Here is a 16,484-nt window from a genome sequence, read left to right on the forward strand (position 1 = left end):
CGGACTCCAACCCTCAGCGGTAGTGCCCGTGGTGCCGGTAGTGACCGTGGTGGCGGTAGTGCCCGTGGTGCGCCGGCCCGGCGTGGTACTGCGGGCCGTACTGCGGATAGCCCGGCGGCGGGTAGCCGGCCGGCGGGTAACCGCCGTACGGATAGCCGCCGTGCCGGCCGAGCTTGTGGTGCACCGAACGGAGCATGCTGTGCACCACCGGGTTGTGGCTGTGGTGCGCCCGGCGCTCCAGTTTCGACGCGACCATCGTGAGAACCATTCGCTTGAAGAACCCCACGGACCTCTCCCCACCAGCCGGAACGTTGGCGTCAACGGTAGCCCGGCGAGTCCAGTGGTCACCGGGAGCGCAGTTCGCCGATCCTCCGTTCGGGGTTCGGTGCGGCCTCGGCCAGGGTCTTGGTGTACTCGTGCTGCGGGTTGAGGATCACGTCGTCGGCCGGGCCGCGTTCGACGATCGCGCCGCGGTACATCACCAGGATCTCGTCGGAGAAGTGCCTGGCGGTGGCCAGGTCGTGGGTGATGTAGAGGACGCCCAGGTCCTCCTCGCGCTGCAGGGTGGCGAGCAGGTTGAGCACACCGAGCCGGATCGAGACGTCCAGCATCGACACCGGCTCGTCGGCGATCAGCACGCCGGGCTCCGGGGCCAGCGCGCGGGCGATCGCGACGCGCTGCCGCTGACCGCCGGAGAGCTCGTGCGGGCGCCGCTTCGCGACGTTGCCGGCGGGCGTGAGCCGGACCCGTTCCAGCAGCTCATGCACCCTCTTCTGCACCTCGGCGGTGGTCATCCGCGGATGGTGCAACCGGATCGGGCGGGCCAGGTGGTGACCGATCGTGTGATAGGGATTCAGCGACGCAAAAGGATCTTGAAAAACCATTTGCACGGTACGGCGGTAAGCCGCCAGCCCCGCACCGCGCCGGGCCACCGGCTCGCCGTCCAGGCGGATCTCCCCGCTCGTCGGCCGCTCCAGCTGCAACAGCAGCTTGGCCACCGTGGACTTGCCGCTGCCGCTCTGCCCGACCAGCGCGACGGTCTTGCCGTGGTCCAGCGTGAAGCTGACGTCGTCGACGGCGCGCAGCGTGCCGGTCCGCCAGCCGTCCCGAAGCCGGTACTCCTTGCGCAGGTCGCGCACTTCCAGCGTGGTCACGACGCCTCCACCTCGACCGCGTCCAGGGCGAGCAGCCGGTCGTCCATGGCGCCGCGGACGAACGAGCCGCGGTCGCCGGTCAGGCTCGGGAACGACGCCAGCAGCTGCTTGGTGTACTCGTGCTTCGGGTTGGTGTAGAGCTCGGCCGCGCCGCCCAGCTCGACGATCTCGCCGCTGCGCATCACCGCGATCCGGTCGCTGATCTCCAGCAGCAGCGGCAGGTCGTGGGTGATGAAGATGACCGCGAAGCCGAGCTCGTCGCGCAGCCGGGTGATCTCCCGGAGGATCTCCCGCTGCACCACCACGTCGAGCGCGGTGGTCGGCTCGTCCATGATCATGACCTGCGGCTCCAGGGCCATCGCCATCGCGATCATGACGCGCTGCCGCATGCCGCCGGAGAGCTCGTGCGGGTAGGAGCCGAGCCGCTTGCGGTCGACCCCCACCCGTTCCAGCAGGTCACCGCAGCGCTGCCGCCGCTCCTTCTTGCCCATCTCCGGCCGGTGGGTGGTGAACACGTCCTCGAACTGGTCGCGGATCGAGATCACCGGGTTGAGCGAGTTCATCGCACCCTGGAAGACCATCGAGATCTTCTCCCAGCGGTTGGCGCGCAGGTCCTCGGCGTGCAGCTCGTTCCAGTCGATCTCGTGGCCTTCGCGCGAGTGGAAGACGGCGCGACCGCTCGTGATCACGGCGGGCGGCTTGAGCAGGCGGACTATCCCGTACGCCAAAGTGCTCTTGCCGCAACCGCTCTCTCCCGCCAGACCAAGAACCTCGCCCCGGTGGAGTCGGAGGTTCACGTTCGTGACCGCGTGCACGACCGGGTCCACCAGATAGTCCACGCTGAAGTTCTCGATGCTCAGCACCGGCGGGTTCACAGCGTGGCCTCCTTCGCCTTGCTGAGCTGCTCGCGGGACATCCGCCAGCCCTTGCGCGCCGACCTCGTCTGGTTGCGCAGCTTGGGGTTGATGATCTCGTCGATCGAGAAGTTGATCAGCGAGAGCGCCGCGCCGAACAGGGCCAGCATCAGCCCCGGCGGCACGAACCACCACCACGCGCCGAGCCGCAGGGCCAGGCCGTTCTGCGCGTAGTACAGGATGGTCCCCCAGGTGAACGAGCCGCTCGCGCCGAGACCGAGATAGGACAGCCCGGCCTCGCCGAGGATCGCGAAGATCACCGCGAACACCACCTGCGAGGCGAGCAGCGGGATCAGGTTGGGCAGGATCTCCACGGTCAGGATCCGCCAGCGTTTCTCGCCGGCCACCCGGGAGGCCAGCACGTAGTCGCGGTTGCGCAGGCTGAGCGTGTAGCCGCGGAGCACCAGCGCGGACGCCGCCCAGCTGGTGATCGCCAGGACGATGGAGACCAGCCAGATGCTCTTGTCCGGCACGTAGCTGGAGATCACGATCACCAGCGGCAGCCCCGGAATGACCAGCATGATGTTGGTGAACAGCGAGAACAGCTCGTCGACCCAGCCGCCGGCGTACGCACCGACCACGCCGAAGAAGCCGGACAGCAGCAGGGTCAGCACGCCGACCACGGCGCCGACGGTCAGCGAGCCGCGGGTCCCGTACGCGAGCTGGGCGAGGACGTCCTGACCGGTCTGTGTGGTGCCGAGCCAGTGGTCGGCGCTCGGCGCGCTCAGCCCGATGTCGTTGACCAGCCGGGGGTCCTGGGTGACGAACGGGCCGATCAGTCCGAAGAGCACGATCGCCCCGCCGATGAGCAGTCCGGTCGCCAGCTTGGTGTTGGAGAGCCGGATCCTTCGTACCCTCGTGGTCTTGCCTGCCTCGGCGACCGAGGCCAGTTCGGTGGTCATGGTCATGGCTGCCCCCTCAGGCCCGGGCTCGGGTGCGTGGGTCGATGACCGAGTACAGCAGGTCGACGAGCAGGTTCGCACCGAGCACGGACAGCGTGATGACCAGGAAGATGCCCTGCATCAGGGCGTAGTCGTTGCCGCCCACCGACTGCAGCAGCGCCGAGCCGATGCCCGGGTAGGAGAACACCGCCTCGGTGACGATCGAGCCGGCCACCACGAACCCGAGCGAGATGGCGAACCCGGAGACCGACGGCAGGATCGCGTTGCGGGCCGCGTACCCCCGCATGATCCGGCCGGGGCGCAGGCCCTTCGCCTCCGCGGTGAGCATGTAGTCCTCGGAGAGGGTGGACACCATCATGTTGCGCATGCCGAGCATCCAGCCACCGACGCTGGACAGCACGATGGTCAGCGCGGGCAGCGCGCCGTAGTAGAGCACCGAGCCGAGGAATGGGCCGTTCCAGCCGACGGTGACGTTGTAGACGTCGTACCCGCCGTTGAGCGGGAACACCGGCCACACGCTGCCGAGCGTGAAGAGCAGGATCAGCGCCAGCCAGAAGTACGGCACGGACTGGAACATCGTGGTGACCGGGATGAGGCTGTCCAGCCAGGAGCCCCGCTTCCAGCCGGCGAGGGTGCCGAGACCCACGCCGACCAGAAACGAGATGACCGTGGCGAGGCCGACCAGGCCGATCGTCCACGGCAGGGTCTGCTCGATGATCGAGCTGACCGACGCCGGGAAGAAGACCACCGAGGTGCCCAGGTCACCGTGGGCCAGCCGGCCCAGGTAGTCGAGGTACTGGGACCAGAGCGGCTCGCCACTGCTGGTGCCGAGCAGGGCCTCGGTCGAGGCCCGCATCTCCGGGGAGACCGGGCCGTGCTGACCCAGCTTCGAGAGCAGGATCTCGACCGGGTCGCCGGGCATCAGGCGCGGGACGAAGAAGTTCACCGTCAGCGCCGCCCAGAGGGCGACCAGGTAGAACCCGAGCTTGCGGAGCAGGTATCGCACGGCCGGCGGCCCTACTTCGCCGGTTCGATGGTGCTCAGCACGATGCCGTTGTCCCACTGTTTCCAGGTGGCCGGCAGCGCGTACTTGTTCTCGTTGGTCGGCCAGCCGGTGGCGTTGGCGGTGCTGAACTCGGTGAGCATCGAGTTCACGTAGATCGGGATGTACGGCAGGTCCTTGACGATCTCCTGCTGGATGATCGTGTACTGCTGCTTCTGGACCGTCTCGTCGTTCGTACCGGCCGCGACCGCGACCGCCGCGTCCACCTTGGCGTTCTTGTACCGCGCGTAGTTGCCGCTGAGCCCGGCCGCCTCGCCGACCTTCGCCGTGGTGGTCGAGGAGTACTTCAGGTACGTGGAATACGGGTTCGTCGACGCACCGAGGCCGATCGAGTCCAGCGACAGCTGGAACTTGCCCTGCACCTGGTTGTTGTTCCACTCCTGCCAGGCCACCTGGGTCGGCTTGAGCTCGATGCCGATCTCCTTGAGCTGCTGGGTCATCGCGTCGTTCAGCGAGATGTAGTCGCTCCAGCCGGTCACCGTCTGGATGGTCAGCGACAGCTTCTCGCCGCCCTTGGCGCGGATCCCGTCACCGCCCTTGGCCCAGCCGGCCGCGTCCAGCAGCTGGTTCGCCTTCGCGACGTCCGGGCCGCCCGGGGTGGTCAGGTTCGCCGGGTCGGCGATCCAGGCCTTGTCCCGCTCGGGCAGCAGCATGGTCGGCGACGCGGTCTCGGCGAAGCCGCCACCGGCCAGCTTGTTCAGCTGGTCCCGGTTGAGCGCCCAGTAGATCGCCTGACGGACCGCGGTGTCGGTCTGCGGCCCCTTGCAGCCCAGGTCGGCGCTGGCACAGGTGAAGATCGACGTGGTCAGCGCCGGGGTGTTCACGTAGGTCAGGTTCTTCTGGTTCTTGATCAGCTGGTCCAGGCCGGGCAGGAAGCTGCTCATCCAGTCCACCTGGCCGGCGGTGAGCGCGGCGCTCGCGGCGTCCGCGGTGGCCAGCGCGATGTACCGGACGTTCTGGATCTTCGGTTTGCCCTGCTGCCAGTAGGTCGCGTTCTTCTCCATCACGTAGCTCTGCGCGGAGAACGTCTTCAGCTTGTACGGCCCGGTGCCGACCGGGTTCGGGTTGATCGACTTGGTCGGGTCGGTGATCTTCTCCCAGACGTGCTGGGCGACGATCGGGGTGTTGCCGATGACCGAGGCCTCGTCGGTGAACGACGGCTTCTCGAACGTCAGCACGGCGGTCTTGTCGTCCTTGGCCACCGACGAGACCAGCTTGAGGCCGGTCGCGTTGATCGCCGGCGTCTTACGGATCAGCTCGAACGTGTACGCCACGTCCTTGGCGCTGAACGGCTGCCCGTCCGACCACGTCACCCCGTCCCGGGTGGTGATGGTCAGGACCTTGCCGGCCGCGTCCCACGCGTACGCGGTGGCCAGCAGCGGCTGCGGGTCGGCGGTGGAGGCGAAGTTGTAGTAGTAGAGCGGCTCGTAGATCAGGCCGTTGGTGGGCTGCAGGAAGTTCGGGATGAACGGATTCCACTGCTCCACGATGGTGCCGGTGGAACCGTTGAAGATCGTGATGGAGCTGTTCGCGGCCTTGTCGCCACCGTTCGCCTTGGAACCGCCGTCACCGGAGCAGCCGGCGACGACCAGGGTCAATGCGGCGGCCGCGGCCACCACGACGCGGGGGCGACGGCCCCGGCGGGTAAGGATGTCCCACATGTGCGGATACCTCGATCATCAGCGCCGCCGTTCTCGGACGGCGGTTCTCGGTCCGGTCACCCGCGCGTGCCCAGCCCACCGCGAGATTCACCTTTGACGGGGCCATTATTAAGTGGCTTAAGTTTGCAATGTCAAGAGCGGATGTCGGGTCGTCGCTCGGTGCGTCATTTCCCGACACGTGCCGAAACCAGGAGGCGTTGGATGGCTGTTCACACCGTTTTGTTCACCGGCGACAGCATCACCGACAGTGGACGGCGCGACGATCCGGACGGCCTGGGCGACGGCTACGTCCGGCGGCTCGCCACCGCACCGGCGCTGGCCGGCGCCCGGGTGGTGAACACCGGGATCAGCGGTGACCTCTCGTCCGACCTGGCCGTTCGCTGGGCCGGCGACGTGCTGGCGCACGCACCGGCGGTGCTGTCCGTCCTGATCGGCATCAACGACGTGTGGCGGCGCTACGACGGCGCCGGACGGGTGACCAGCGCGGCGGCCTACGAGTCCACCATGCGGGACACCCTGAACACGCTGTCGCCGGACGTCCGGCTGGTGCTGATCGAGCCGTTCGTGCTGCCGGCCGACCCGATGCAGCAGCGCTGGGAGGCCGAGGACCTGGGCCCGAAACGCGCCGTGGTGCGGTCCCTGGCCGCTGCCCGCGGAGCGGTCATCGTGCCTGCTCAGGACATTCTGTCCGCGGCTGCGGGCCGGGAGGGCTCGGCCGCGCTGGCCCCGGACGGGGTGCACCCGAGCCCCCGCGGTCACCAGCTGCTCGCCGAGGCGTGGCTGGCCGCCGTACCACCGGAGTGGTTGCGCCCCTGACCGCCCGGGAGCGCTTCCACCACGCCGCGCGTCGATAGAGTCCCGGGATGTCCTCCACGCCCTGGTCCGACTTCCGGCCCTCACCCCGGGCCCGGATCGGCGCCGGGCGGCGGCCGGTTCGTGCCGTGGGACGCCGTGCTGGACGTCCGGGCGGACGGGACCGGTGACCAGCCAACGATCGAGGTCCGGGCCGCACCGTCGGACCGGTCCCGCTCCGGGACGCGCCAGGACGACCGGTCCCGCTCCGGGACGCGCCAGGACGACCGGTCCCGCTCCGGGACGCGCCAGGGCGACCGGGCCCCGGCGCTGACCGTGCCGGCGACGCTGACCGTGCCGGCGGCGTGGCCGGCCGCCGCACCGGAGACGGTCTACCGGACGCTGCGGCACTATCTCCGGCATCCGGCGGATCGCGGTGAGTTGTCCGGAGTGGCAGCCGTTGCACGAGTCCGGCAGCAGCGCTTGAACTGATCGGTCTCGATCCCCGTACCTCTGAGCACACCCCCGGGGGACCGGAAGAGGAACAGCTGATGAGCGATCGCCCACGCTTCGAGCTAGACATCCTGCACACGATCACCGACTGTCTGCGGCGCGCCAACGAGGTGGCCCGGCGGGTCACCGCCCCGGAGCGCCCGCGCCCGGCGTACTCCAGCGCGGAGCCCGCAACGCCGCTCGCCCGCCGCGTCCGGCGGGCCCGATGACCCTCTACTTCGATCTGCCGCGCACCACGGCGGTCACCGCCGAGCCGTCACCGTGGCAGGACTACCGGCCGTCGCCGCGCCTGGTCCACGCGGCGGTCGGCAGCGGCTTCCTGGCCGCCGTGGTCCTGGCCGCCGGCGTCTGGTCGATCGTCCTCGGCGACACCGGCGCGGCCCTGGCCTGCGGCGTCGCCGTGCTGATCCTCGGGCACCTGTCCGGGCTGCTGCTGAACCTGTGGGTCCGCCCGCACCACGCCGGCGACCGGATGCGGATCACCCGGATCGACGACGGCACGCCCGGCCTGACCTTCACCTACTCCGGGCGGCTCTACTACTGGTACGCCGGCTTCCTCGGCCTGGTCACCCTGACCCAGATCAGCCTGGCCTTCCGGAACCCGGCGCTGGCGCTCGGCGCGACGCTCACCGGGGCCGCGCTGTTCCTGCTGCTGCGGCACGCGCCCGGGCGGCTGGCGCTGACCCCGGACGGCATTTATCACCACGGCGTCGGCACCCGGCACTTCGTGCCGTGGCAGGCGGTCAGCGACATCCTGCCGGGCGAGCAGGCCCGGATCCCGGTGATCGCGGTCCCGGCGGCCGCCCACCCGGAGACCCGGATCCGGCGCTCGGTGTTCCCGGCCGCGCGGACCCTGACCATCCAGGTGCCGTGGCTGGCGGCGGACCCGGCGCTGGTGCTGCAGACGTTGCGCTGGTACCACGCCAATCCGGCGCACCGGTTCGAGCTGTCCTACCAGATCGCGGTCGACCGGGCCCGGCAGCGGACCTGGTACCTGCACTGACGGGTCTGATCGGACGAACGGTCTGATCGCTTTCGGTCATCGTCGTCGCGGCCCGATTGCTCTCGGTCCGCATTCGCGCAGACCCGTGGCCCCGCCCGGTCGCAGGATCGGCTGATGTCCTCCTCCGCCCGGCTACGCCGGACGACACCGCCGCGGTGGTCCCGCAGAGCGGTCCGGTCAACCCGAAACAGCCCAGCGTGGGAAGTTTGGGTGCGCTCCGCACCGAAAGTCCCCACACACGGCCCGAAACAGCCAGGCGTGCGGCGGGACTGGGACGGGGCGGCTTTCAGGGGTGGCGGAGAATGGCCACCAGGAAGTCGGCGTCCGGGGTGAACGGTCGCAGGTCCCAGGTGCTCAGCAACAGATCCGGGGTGAGTCCCGCGGTGGTGACGTCGGCCAGGAACTCGTCGAACGGGTACCCCCGACCGGCACCGAACCCGATCGCCGCGCGGCCGCCCGGCGCCAGGTGCCCGGCGAACCGCCGGAGGATCTCGACCCGGGTGTCCGGGTCCGCGAACGTCATCACGTTGCCGGCGCAGACGATCGCGTCGAACGGCGGGCCGGGCAGCGACAGCTCGGACAGGTCACCCACCAGCCACTGCGGGCCGGGATGGTCGGCGATCGCGGCGGCGATCAGCTCCGGGTCGAGGTCGACGCCGGTGACGTCGTGCCCGGCCGTGGCCAGGTGGGCGCCGACCCGGCCCGGGCCGCAGCCGGCGTCCAGGATCCGGACGCCGCGCGGCACCAGCGCGTCGACCAGCCGGGCCTCGCCGACCAGGTCCTGGCCCTCGGCGGCCAGGTCACGGAACCGCTTGATGTACCACTGGGAATGCTCCGGGTTCTCGGCACGCTGGCGCAGCCACCCGTTCTGGGACGTCACGGTCCTCACCCTAGATCGCCGCACCGCCGTCGTTCCCGGCAGCCGGGACCGCGGTGGATACTCGACCGATGCGTGACGTCCGAGCCGGGCTGGCCGACGTGGCCCGCCGCGCCGGCGTGTCACCGGCCACCGCGTCCCGCGTGCTCACCGGCGCCGGCCCGGCCTCGGCGGCGAGCCGCTCCGCGGTGCTGGCGGCCGCCGCGGAGCTGTCCTACCGGGCGCATCCGGTGGCCCGGCGACTGGCCCGCGGCGCCGGGACCCGGGTGGTCTTCGCGGTGCGGGACGCCCGGGCCGGCATCCTGCGGGACCCGTTCGTCACCCGGGCGGCCGCCGCGATGGCGGGCGTGCTCGATGCGTACGACATCGGTCTCTCCCTGCGGCACGTCGGCCTGGAGTGCGGAGCGGACCTGGTGGAGCTCGCGGCCGATCGCGGGCTGGCCGGGCTGGTGCTGGCCGGGCACGACGACGCGCTGCTCGGCCACCTGCCGGCGGAGCTGCGCGCGCGGACCGCGGCGATCGGCGCGGGCGGCGCCGACGTGGACAGCGCGGCGGGCGTGGGCGCGCTGCTGACTCATCTGTACGAAACCGGTCGCCGCCGGATCGCCCTGGTCGCCGGCCCGTCCTGGCTGGCCGCGTCCGCTCCCCCGCTGGCCGCCTACACCGCGCTGACCCGGGCGGCCGGGCTGCCGTCCCGGGTCGTACGCGGGGATTTCACCAGCGACCGCGGGCGCACCGCGGCCCGGACCGTGCTGCGGCGCTGGCCGGACACCGACGCGATCGCCACGGTCAGCGACGCGACCGCCCTCGGGGTGCTGCAGTTCCTGGCCGAGGCGGGTGTGCGGGTCCCGGACGACCTCGCGGTGACCGGTTTCGACGACATCCCCCTGGCCGGCGTGCTGCATCCGGCGCTGTCCACGGCCACCCACCCGGTCGAGGAGATCGCTGCCGCGGCGGTGCGTGCCGCCCTCGGCGAGCCCTCACCGGTCACGCTCTTCCCCAGCCGGCCGGTGCTGCGCACGACCTCTTGCGGTGGAAGCGCTTCCACGGCCTAGCCTGCCGGACGTGCCTGAGATTCGCTCCTACCGGCCGGCCGATCGGCCCGCCGTCTACGACATCTGTGTCCGCACCGCGGCGGCCGGCGAGGACGCCCGCGGGCTCTACTCCACCGACGACCTGATGGGCGACCTGTTCGCCGGCCCCTACCTGCACCTCGAACCGGAGCTCGCGTTCGTCCTGGACGACGGCGGCACCGCGGTCGGCTACGTGCTCGGCACCGCGGACACCACCGCGTTCGTCAAGCGGTTCCGCGACGAGTGGATCCCGTGGCTCGGCGACAAGTATCCGGTGCCACCGGAGCCGCCGCGCACGCCCGAGCAGGACATGGTCGCGCTGCACTTCGCACCGGAGCGGATGATCGTCCCGGAGCTGACGGCCTACCCCGCCCACCTGCACATCGACCTGCTCCCGGTCTACCAGGGACGCGGGTACGGCCGGCGGCTGATCGACACGTTCCGCACACAGGCCCGGGCCGGGATACACCTCGGCATGGTCACCGCGAACGTGCGCGCTCGCGGTTTCTACGACCGGCTCGGCTTCACCGAGCTGCCGGTACCCGACCCGGGTCCGCTGACCTATCTGGGGCTGACCGGTCTAGATGAGGGGCTCTGACGGGTCGACCTCGGGGAGCTGCACCTCGCGCAGGTGGCGGTTGTGGCGCGGCTCCTGCTTGGTCTTCGAGTCGTTCAGCTTGCGGCGCAGGTCGTCACGGACGTCCATGATCGCGGCGTGCAGGTCCTCCTCCGAGGAGGTGGTGACGATCTTCTCCCGGCCGCTGATCCAGCACTCCAGGGTGACCTTCTGGCCGCGGGCCTCGCGGTCCTTCACCATGATCTCGAGCTCGGTGGCGTCCGCGTGGAACGCGGCCAGGCGCGCGTCGAGCGGGCCGAACTGCTCGGCGATCCAGTTGCGATCACCCTGCGTGAAGCCGGCACCCATGCGCAAGCACTCTTCGACGGTGGCCGGGTTCGCGACTGCAGTCATCAAATCCTCCTGAGTCCGGTGAGAACGGGACACCCCTGTTCTACCCAGGTGATCAATTCTGAACCCGGTCCAGCAGTCGCAAACCGGTGTCGATCACCTCGTCGGTACCCCATTCGAGGGCCGGGGACTGCACGGAGACCTCGGTGACCGCGTGCCCCGGGATCTCGGTGTCGCGCCAGCCACCGGTGAACCACACCTTCTCCTCCTCGGCCAGCAGCAGCCCGGCGTCGTTGAGCAGGGCCGCCGGGTGCGGCAGCCAGAGGCGGAACTGGTGGGTGTGCGGCGGCTGCGGGAACACCACCGCGCCAGGCAGCTGCGCCAGGGCTGCGGCAATCGTGCGGGCGTGCCGGACGTACTCCGGGACCCGGGGCAGCTCCCGGTCCAGGCCGACCAGGGCGCTCAGCACCGCCGGCCACTGCTGGAAGAGCTGGCCGCCGTAGCGGTGGCGCCACAGGCGCGCATACGCGGCGAGGGCGGTGGTCCCGGTCAGCGCCGCGCCACTGAGACCGCCGAGGGTCTTATAGAAGCTGACGTACGTACTGTCGGCGCGTCCGGCGATCTCCGCGAGCGAGTGCCCGAGGTACGGCGCCGACTCCCACAGTCGCGCCCCGTCCAGGTGCACCCGCGCCCCGCTCCCGCGGGCCGCCTCGCACACCTCGGTCAGCTCCGCCCAGGTCGGCAGCACGAACCCGGCGTCACGCATCGGCAGCTCGAGCACCACGGTGCCGACCGGCTCGGGCAGCGCGGCGATCTCGGCGGCCGTCGGGTTGCGCGGCGCCGCGGTCGGGTGCACCGAGCGCAGGCCGGTGAGGTCGGCGTAGGCGCGGCGCTCGTGCATCTCCTGGTGACCGAGCGGGTGCAGGGCCACGGTCGAGCGGCCGGTGAGGTCGGCGCCGTACCGGATCGCCACCTGCTGCGCCATCGTGCCGGTCGGGAAGAACACCGCGGCCTCGGCGCCGAGCAGCCCGGCGACCCGGTCCTCGAGCTCGCCGACCAGCCCGTCGCCGTAGTAGTCCGGCATCAGCTCCGGCCCGGCCGCCTCGCTCAGCTCGGCGAGCCGCTCGCGCAGACTCTTCGGCCGCACCCCGTCGAGAATCCGGTCACATCCTCGCATCGCGGCGATCCGCCGCACCCGCACATCGTCAGCCACCGCCGGATGATCCCAGATTTCCCGGCTGGCACCGTCACCCACCCATCTTATACGATCGTACTTGTACATACGTACAAGATGAGGTGTTAGCAGTGCCGTACGTCCTTCTCGCTCTCGCCATCGGCGCCGAGCTCCTGGCCACCAGCCTGATGAAAGCCACCGACGGCTTCTCCAAGCTCTGGCCCACCATCGCCTGCCTGGCCGGATATGTCGTCTCGTTCGTCGCGCTCGCCCAGGCGATCAAAGGCGGTCTCCAGGTCGGCATGGCCTACGCGATCTGGTCCGCGGTCGGCACCGCGGCCATCGTGGCGATCGGCGCGGCCTTCCTCGATGAACCGGTGACCCTCGCTAAGGTGGGCGGCATCATTCTGATCATCGCGGGAGTCGTCGTGCTCAACCTGACCGGCGCGGAAGCGCATTGACCGAACGCCGTACCCAGCGCGCCCGTGACCCGCAGGCGCGCCGGTCCGCTCTCGCCGTGGCCAGCATGGAGGTCATCGCCGAGGCCGGGGTCGGCCGGACCACGCACCGTGCGGTCGCCGCCCGGGCCGGTCTGCCGCTCGGCGCGACCACGTACTACTTCCCCACCCTGGACGACCTGATCGCGGCCGGGCTCCGGCACGCGGCCGACCAGCTGCGCACCGATCTGGACGAGTGGGCGCAGCGGCTGGCCGACGCACCGGACATGCCGGCCGAGCTGACCACGCTGACCGAGGAGTACCTGGCCGACCGGCAGCAGGTCCGGATCGAGTACGAGCTGTGCGTGGCCGCGGCCCGGGACGCCGCGCTCCGGCCGATCGCGGAGACCTGGATGGACGGGCTGCCGGACATCCTGGCGCCGTCGGTGGGCGCGGCGGCGGCGCGGGACATCTGCGCGCTGCTCGACGGGATCATCCTGCGCGCCCTGGTCACCGAGACCGACCTGGACGCGACCGGCCTCACCGCCGCGATCCGCCGCCTGATCCCGTAGCTCCCGCGCTCCCGACCGCCCGCCGGTCACGGTCCCGGCTGGCTCTCAGGGGTGTCTCACCCGCCTCGAGGCACCCCTGAGAGCCAGCCGGGGCCCGGCGGCGGACAGCGGCCTGGAGACTCGCGAGCCTCGGGACCCGCGGGCCTCGGGGCAGCTGGGCCTCTGGGCGGCGGGCCCGGGTCAGCGGGGGTTGAGCAGGGCTCGGACGCCGTCGACGTAGGTTTGGCGGTCGATGCCGCCGATCAGGATGCTCTGCAGGATGTAACCCTGGATGAGGCCGAGGATGGCCGCGCCGACACCGGCCGGATCCGCGTCGGCCGGGAGCTGACCGGCGGCCTTCGCGCGTTCCGCGGCGCGCACCGCCCGCTCCCGGATCCGGCCGTAGATGCCCCGGACGATCTCCGCGATCTCCGCGTCGTGGGTGGCCTCGCCCCAGATCTGCACCGCGATCCGTACCGTCTGATCCGCGTTGATGCTCGCCTCCACCTGGGCGATCACCTCTTCCAGGAACACCGGGATGGGCGGGATCGGGTCGCTCTCCAGCAGCCGGTCGATGATCCCGGTGACTTCGCCGATCTTCTCGCCGGAGATCGCCGCGATCAGCTCGTTCTTGCTCTTGAAGTAGCGGTAGAACGCGCCGACCGACAGCTCGGCCTCTTTGATCACGTCCTGCATCGAGGTCTGGTGGAAGCCGTTGCGCACGAAGCAGCGGGTGGCCGCGTCGAGAATCTGCTGGCGGCGGGCGGCGAGGTGGGCTTCCGAGACGCGGGGCACCCGGCCAGCCTACTCGCGGAACGAACGGTCGTTCTCCGACGCGGAGTTAGGATCCGACCATGAGCGACCGCCCGCCGCTGGCCGAGCAACTCGACATGACGCCACACCCGGAAGGCGGTTGGTTCCGGGAGACCTGGCGGTCACCGCACGCTTTTACACCCCAGGGGTACGACGGGAGCAGAGCCGCCGCGACCGCGATCTACTTCCTCCTGCACCCGGGTGAGGTGTCCGCGTGGCACGTGGTGCGCTCCGACGAGCTGTGGTTCTGGCATTCCGGTGGCCCGTTGACGCTCACCCTGGGCGGCGCCGGTGACCGGCCGGGCGTCGAGGAGCCGCTGCTGCTGGGCGCGGACTTCGCCGGTGGGCAGCAGCCGCAGTTGCTGGTCCCGGCCGGGTGCTGGCAGACCGCCACACCGGCCGGTGACGAACCGGTCGTGGTGAGCTGTGTGGTCGCGCCGGGCTTCGAGTACGCCGACTGGCGCCTGCTCTGAGCTGACCGCTGACCGCGGAGAGCCGGCCGGATCACGGCGGCCGGCTCTGTGCGGTCGGGTCAGCGGGCCAGGCGCAGGTGGCCGGCCTGATAGACGACCGTGCCGGCGTCGTCCAGCTCGAACGTGGCGGCCGGGCCGGCGCCGGTGACCCGCAGCCGGTTCGGGCTGACCAGGTGGTAGGTCACCGTCCCGGGCACCACGGCCAGGGACGGCACCCGCACCCGGACGACCGGGACGGTGACCGGACCGGACTTCACGGTCAGGCCGAGCTTGCGGATCGTCCAGGAGACGAAGATCGGGGAGTCCGAGAGGTGCGGCAGCGCGGCCGGATCGATCGTGTCGAGCTGCTCGGCGCCCGCCGCCGGCAGGTCGCCCGCGTCACCGGCCTGCTCGACCCGGCAGGCCCAGGCGCCGTCCGCGCGGTCCAGCCACAGCTCGCGGCTCCAGCCGTCACCCTGCGCGGTGACGTGCAGCGCGGTCACCTCGGACGTCGCGGCCAGCTCGGCCCGCCAGTTCAGCATGTAGGCCCGCGACCCGGCCACGATCGCCGAGCCACCGGGCTGCGCTCCCCGCGGGAACACCAGCTCGGTGCCGACCGTGTCGGTCCGCTGCCAGGTCAACGGGGTGGCGGGCAGGTCGGCGCGAGGCCGTTCCGCCAAGGCTGGTCCCCGTGCGCCGGTCATGGTCATAGCGCCTCCTTTGCCGCTCCCCGAAATTCCCATACTTGCATTGTGCAAACGTCTGCGACGGGTTATCCACCCCACCGGAGCACACCCGGTACAACCTTGGGTTGACGCACGCTCACCATCGGGTAAAACCCTCGATGCCGAGCTGCCACAGACGACACCGTCGGGCTGCCCCGCCGGTGTGTCGCACACCATACGTCCGCCGTGGACCAGGCGATCCGCGGGGTCAGCCCCCAAGATCACGATCAGGAACGAGCGCGGTCAGGACGGTTCCGCGGAGGCCGACCAGCCCAGCCACCAGTCGGGTTCGCCGACCTCGCCGGCGGCCGCAGCGAACGCGGTGAGCGTCTCGGTCACCGCGGGCTGCCACGTGCCGGCGGTCGCGGCGACGATCCGGACCAGCTCGGCGCGGCGGGCCGCGAGCACCCGGTCGACGACGTCCTGACCGGACCGGGTCAGCCCGAGCCGCACCACCCGCCGGTCACCCGGGTCGGGCATCCGGAAGATCAGCCCTTTGCGGACCAGCCGCTCGCACATCCTGGTGCCGGTGGACGGGTTGACACCCAGCTCCTCGGCGATGTCGCTGCTGCGCTGCGGCCCCCGGACGGCCAGCACCACCAGCGTCCGGAACTGCGGCAACGTCACGTCCACGCCGACCGACGCCAGCGACCGCAGGGTCAGCCCGACAAACGCCCGGCTGGCCAGCATCAACGCCTGCACCGCCGACTCGTCGGCATCGAGCCCGCGGCCGGCCTCATCGCCGGAGCGGCCGGCCTCATCGCCGGAACCGCCGGAACCGCCGGAACTGCCGGAGCCGCTGGAACCGCTGGAGCTGCTGGCGGTGCCGTGGTCGGTGGCAGCGGCGCGCTGGTGGGGGCGTTTCGCTGCTGGGGCACGATCGGCGGCGGGGCGGGAGGCGGCTGCGGGGAGGTCGGCGGTCGAGGGGCGCTCGTCGGTGCACGGCGAGCCGGGGACCTGCATCAGATCAGCATGCCACCACCATGGGTAGTCGCTCACTCACCACAGGGTGGGACATCGACCTGCACCGGGGTCCGCCGCGCGTCAGGCGAAGCGGAGGATGGCGACAGCGGCGCCGCAGCAGAGGACGGCGAGGGCGGACAGGGCCGCGAGCACCGCCAGCGCCGAGCGGGAGGCTCTGGACGGCCGGACACCCACCAGGAGCGGCACCGTCACCTGCACCTCGGCCTCGGGTGAGGACAGCGGCTCGGGCGCCGGAGGCAGCGGCTCGGGTGCCTCGAGCGGAGGCTGCGGCAGAGTCGCGGGCACCGGTGACGACGCCTCGGGCGGGGGCTGCGGCAGAGACGCGGGCGCCGGTGGCAGCGGCTCCGGCGGGGGCTGCGGAGGCACGGGCTCGGCGGGTGAGGACGGGCAGGGCGGGATGGCCGCTGGGCGGGTGCGGGGGATCGCGATCAGGTGCTGGTGGCGGGGTGGTGGGCCGGGGGGGGGGGGGGGCCGGGGGCGGGGGGGGAG

At 71.2% G+C, this 16,484-nt stretch carries 22 protein-coding genes; 9 read left to right on the forward strand and 13 right to left on the reverse strand.

From position 1 onward, the window contains the following. Positions 1–13: 13 nt before the first annotated feature. From ADL15_RS01900 to ADL15_RS01925, 6 genes are all read right to left on the reverse strand, one after another. Positions 14–256 carry a hypothetical protein gene (locus ADL15_RS01900; RefSeq protein WP_157441101.1) on the reverse strand — a complete coding sequence of 81 codons (243 nt, stop codon included), beginning with the start codon at positions 254–256 and terminating at the stop codon, positions 14–16. 88 nt (positions 257–344) lie between these two features. Next, entirely contained in the window at positions 345–1,154 is an 810-nt protein-coding gene (locus ADL15_RS01905; protein ID WP_067684536.1) for an ABC transporter ATP-binding protein, read from the reverse strand. Further along, positions 1,151–2,029 carry an ABC transporter ATP-binding protein gene (locus ADL15_RS01910; RefSeq protein ID WP_067684538.1) on the reverse strand — a complete coding sequence of 293 codons (879 nt, stop codon included), beginning with the start codon at positions 2,027–2,029 and terminating at the stop codon, positions 1,151–1,153. The genes ADL15_RS01905 and ADL15_RS01910 overlap by 4 nt, the downstream gene beginning before the upstream one ends. Further along, positions 2,026–2,976, reverse strand: a complete 951-nt coding sequence (locus ADL15_RS01915) for an ABC transporter permease (RefSeq protein ID WP_067684540.1) — start codon at positions 2,974–2,976, stop codon at positions 2,026–2,028. Before ADL15_RS01915 ends, ADL15_RS01910 begins: the two co-directional genes overlap by 4 nt. Positions 2,977–2,986: 10 nt before the next feature. Beyond that, positions 2,987–3,976: an ABC transporter permease gene (locus ADL15_RS01920; RefSeq protein ID WP_067684542.1), complete on the reverse strand. Its 990-nt coding sequence runs from the start codon at positions 3,974–3,976 to the stop codon at positions 2,987–2,989. An 11-nt stretch (positions 3,977–3,987) separates the two neighbouring features. Continuing rightward, positions 3,988–5,694 (reverse strand): ABC transporter substrate-binding protein, encoded by a 1,707-nt coding sequence (locus ADL15_RS01925; RefSeq protein WP_083970821.1) that lies wholly within the window; start codon positions 5,692–5,694, stop codon positions 3,988–3,990. 201 nt (positions 5,695–5,895) lie between these two features. Between ADL15_RS01925 and ADL15_RS01930 the strand changes: the two genes are divergently transcribed. The 4 genes from ADL15_RS01930 (at position 5,896) to ADL15_RS01940 (ending at position 8,002) form a co-directional block, all read left to right on the forward strand. Beyond that, positions 5,896–6,510, forward strand: a complete 615-nt coding sequence (locus ADL15_RS01930) for an SGNH/GDSL hydrolase family protein (RefSeq protein ID WP_067684544.1) — start codon at positions 5,896–5,898, stop codon at positions 6,508–6,510. 120 nt (positions 6,511–6,630) lie between these two features. Then, a complete protein-coding gene (locus ADL15_RS01935; RefSeq protein WP_067684546.1) occupies positions 6,631–6,978 on the forward strand; it encodes a hypothetical protein in 348 nt (115 codons plus the stop codon). 59 nt (positions 6,979–7,037) lie between these two features. After that, positions 7,038–7,208 (forward strand): hypothetical protein, encoded by a 171-nt coding sequence (locus ADL15_RS52515; RefSeq protein ID WP_157441103.1) that lies wholly within the window; start codon positions 7,038–7,040, stop codon positions 7,206–7,208. Next, entirely contained in the window at positions 7,205–8,002 is a 798-nt protein-coding gene (locus ADL15_RS01940; RefSeq protein WP_067684548.1) for a hypothetical protein, read from the forward strand. Before ADL15_RS52515 ends, ADL15_RS01940 begins: the two co-directional genes overlap by 4 nt. 286 nt (positions 8,003–8,288) lie before the next feature. Here the strand turns inward: ADL15_RS01940 and ADL15_RS01945 are convergent, their stop codons facing one another. Then, entirely contained in the window at positions 8,289–8,882 is a 594-nt protein-coding gene (locus tag ADL15_RS01945; RefSeq protein WP_067684550.1) for a class I SAM-dependent methyltransferase, read from the reverse strand. 68 nt (positions 8,883–8,950) lie between these two features. Between ADL15_RS01945 and ADL15_RS01950 the strand changes: the two genes are divergently transcribed. Continuing rightward, positions 8,951–9,934 carry a LacI family DNA-binding transcriptional regulator gene (locus ADL15_RS01950; protein WP_067684552.1) on the forward strand — a complete coding sequence of 328 codons (984 nt, stop codon included), beginning with the start codon at positions 8,951–8,953 and terminating at the stop codon, positions 9,932–9,934. Positions 9,935–9,944: 10 nt separating this feature from the next. Next, the gene (locus ADL15_RS01955; RefSeq protein WP_067684554.1) at positions 9,945–10,550 is read left to right on the forward strand and encodes a GNAT family N-acetyltransferase; all 606 of its coding nucleotides are present in this window, start codon (positions 9,945–9,947) and stop codon (positions 10,548–10,550) included. Here the strand turns inward: ADL15_RS01955 and ADL15_RS01960 are convergent. Next, positions 10,533–10,922, reverse strand: coding sequence for an HPF/RaiA family ribosome-associated protein (locus tag ADL15_RS01960; protein WP_067684556.1), 390 nt, complete (start codon positions 10,920–10,922; stop codon positions 10,533–10,535). The genes ADL15_RS01955 and ADL15_RS01960 overlap by 18 nt on opposite strands. Positions 10,923–10,974: 52 nt before the next feature. Then, on the reverse strand, positions 10,975–12,072 hold the full coding sequence (locus ADL15_RS01965; RefSeq protein WP_067684574.1) for a threonine aldolase family protein: 1,098 nt from the start codon (positions 12,070–12,072) through the stop codon (positions 10,975–10,977). Positions 12,073–12,164: 92 nt separating this feature from the next. Between ADL15_RS01965 and ADL15_RS01970 the strand changes: the two genes are divergently transcribed. After that, positions 12,165–12,494 carry a DMT family transporter gene (locus tag ADL15_RS01970; RefSeq protein ID WP_083970822.1) on the forward strand — a complete coding sequence of 110 codons (330 nt, stop codon included), beginning with the start codon at positions 12,165–12,167 and terminating at the stop codon, positions 12,492–12,494. Then, the gene (locus ADL15_RS01975) at positions 12,491–13,042 is read left to right on the forward strand and encodes a TetR/AcrR family transcriptional regulator (RefSeq protein WP_067684558.1); all 552 of its coding nucleotides are present in this window, start codon (positions 12,491–12,493) and stop codon (positions 13,040–13,042) included. The genes ADL15_RS01970 and ADL15_RS01975 overlap by 4 nt, the downstream gene beginning before the upstream one ends. Positions 13,043–13,222: 180 nt before the next feature. Here ADL15_RS01975 and ADL15_RS01980 read toward each other — a convergent pair whose 3' ends face one another. After that, positions 13,223–13,816, reverse strand: a complete 594-nt coding sequence (locus ADL15_RS01980; RefSeq protein WP_067684560.1) for a TetR/AcrR family transcriptional regulator — start codon at positions 13,814–13,816, stop codon at positions 13,223–13,225. Positions 13,817–13,875: 59 nt separating this feature from the next. Between ADL15_RS01980 and ADL15_RS01985 the strand changes: the two genes are divergently transcribed. Beyond that, complete coding sequence (locus ADL15_RS01985) at positions 13,876–14,307, forward strand: cupin domain-containing protein (protein WP_067684562.1); 432 nt, start codon at positions 13,876–13,878, stop codon at positions 14,305–14,307. Positions 14,308–14,366: 59 nt separating this feature from the next. On the opposite strand, the gene ADL15_RS01990 is transcribed toward ADL15_RS01985, so the two are convergent. The 3 genes from ADL15_RS01990 to ADL15_RS56315 all read right to left on the reverse strand — a co-directional run bounded on the left by ADL15_RS01990 (position 14,367) and on the right by ADL15_RS56315 (position 16,280). Beyond that, positions 14,367–14,996, reverse strand: coding sequence for a putative glycolipid-binding domain-containing protein (locus ADL15_RS01990; RefSeq protein ID WP_067684564.1), 630 nt, complete (start codon positions 14,994–14,996; stop codon positions 14,367–14,369). Positions 14,997–15,254: 258 nt separating this feature from the next. Further along, positions 15,255–16,010: a MarR family winged helix-turn-helix transcriptional regulator gene (locus ADL15_RS54905; RefSeq protein ID WP_232343851.1), complete on the reverse strand. Its 756-nt coding sequence runs from the start codon at positions 16,008–16,010 to the stop codon at positions 15,255–15,257. A gap of 45 nt (positions 16,011–16,055) precedes the next feature. Continuing rightward, positions 16,056–16,280: a hypothetical protein gene (locus ADL15_RS56315; protein ID WP_067684566.1), complete on the reverse strand. Its 225-nt coding sequence runs from the start codon at positions 16,278–16,280 to the stop codon at positions 16,056–16,058. Positions 16,281–16,484 lie beyond the last annotated feature (204 nt).

It is taken from the genome of Actinoplanes awajinensis subsp. mycoplanecinus (assembly GCF_001509495.1).
Classification (GTDB): domain Bacteria; phylum Actinomycetota; class Actinomycetes; order Mycobacteriales; family Micromonosporaceae; genus Actinoplanes; species Actinoplanes palleronii.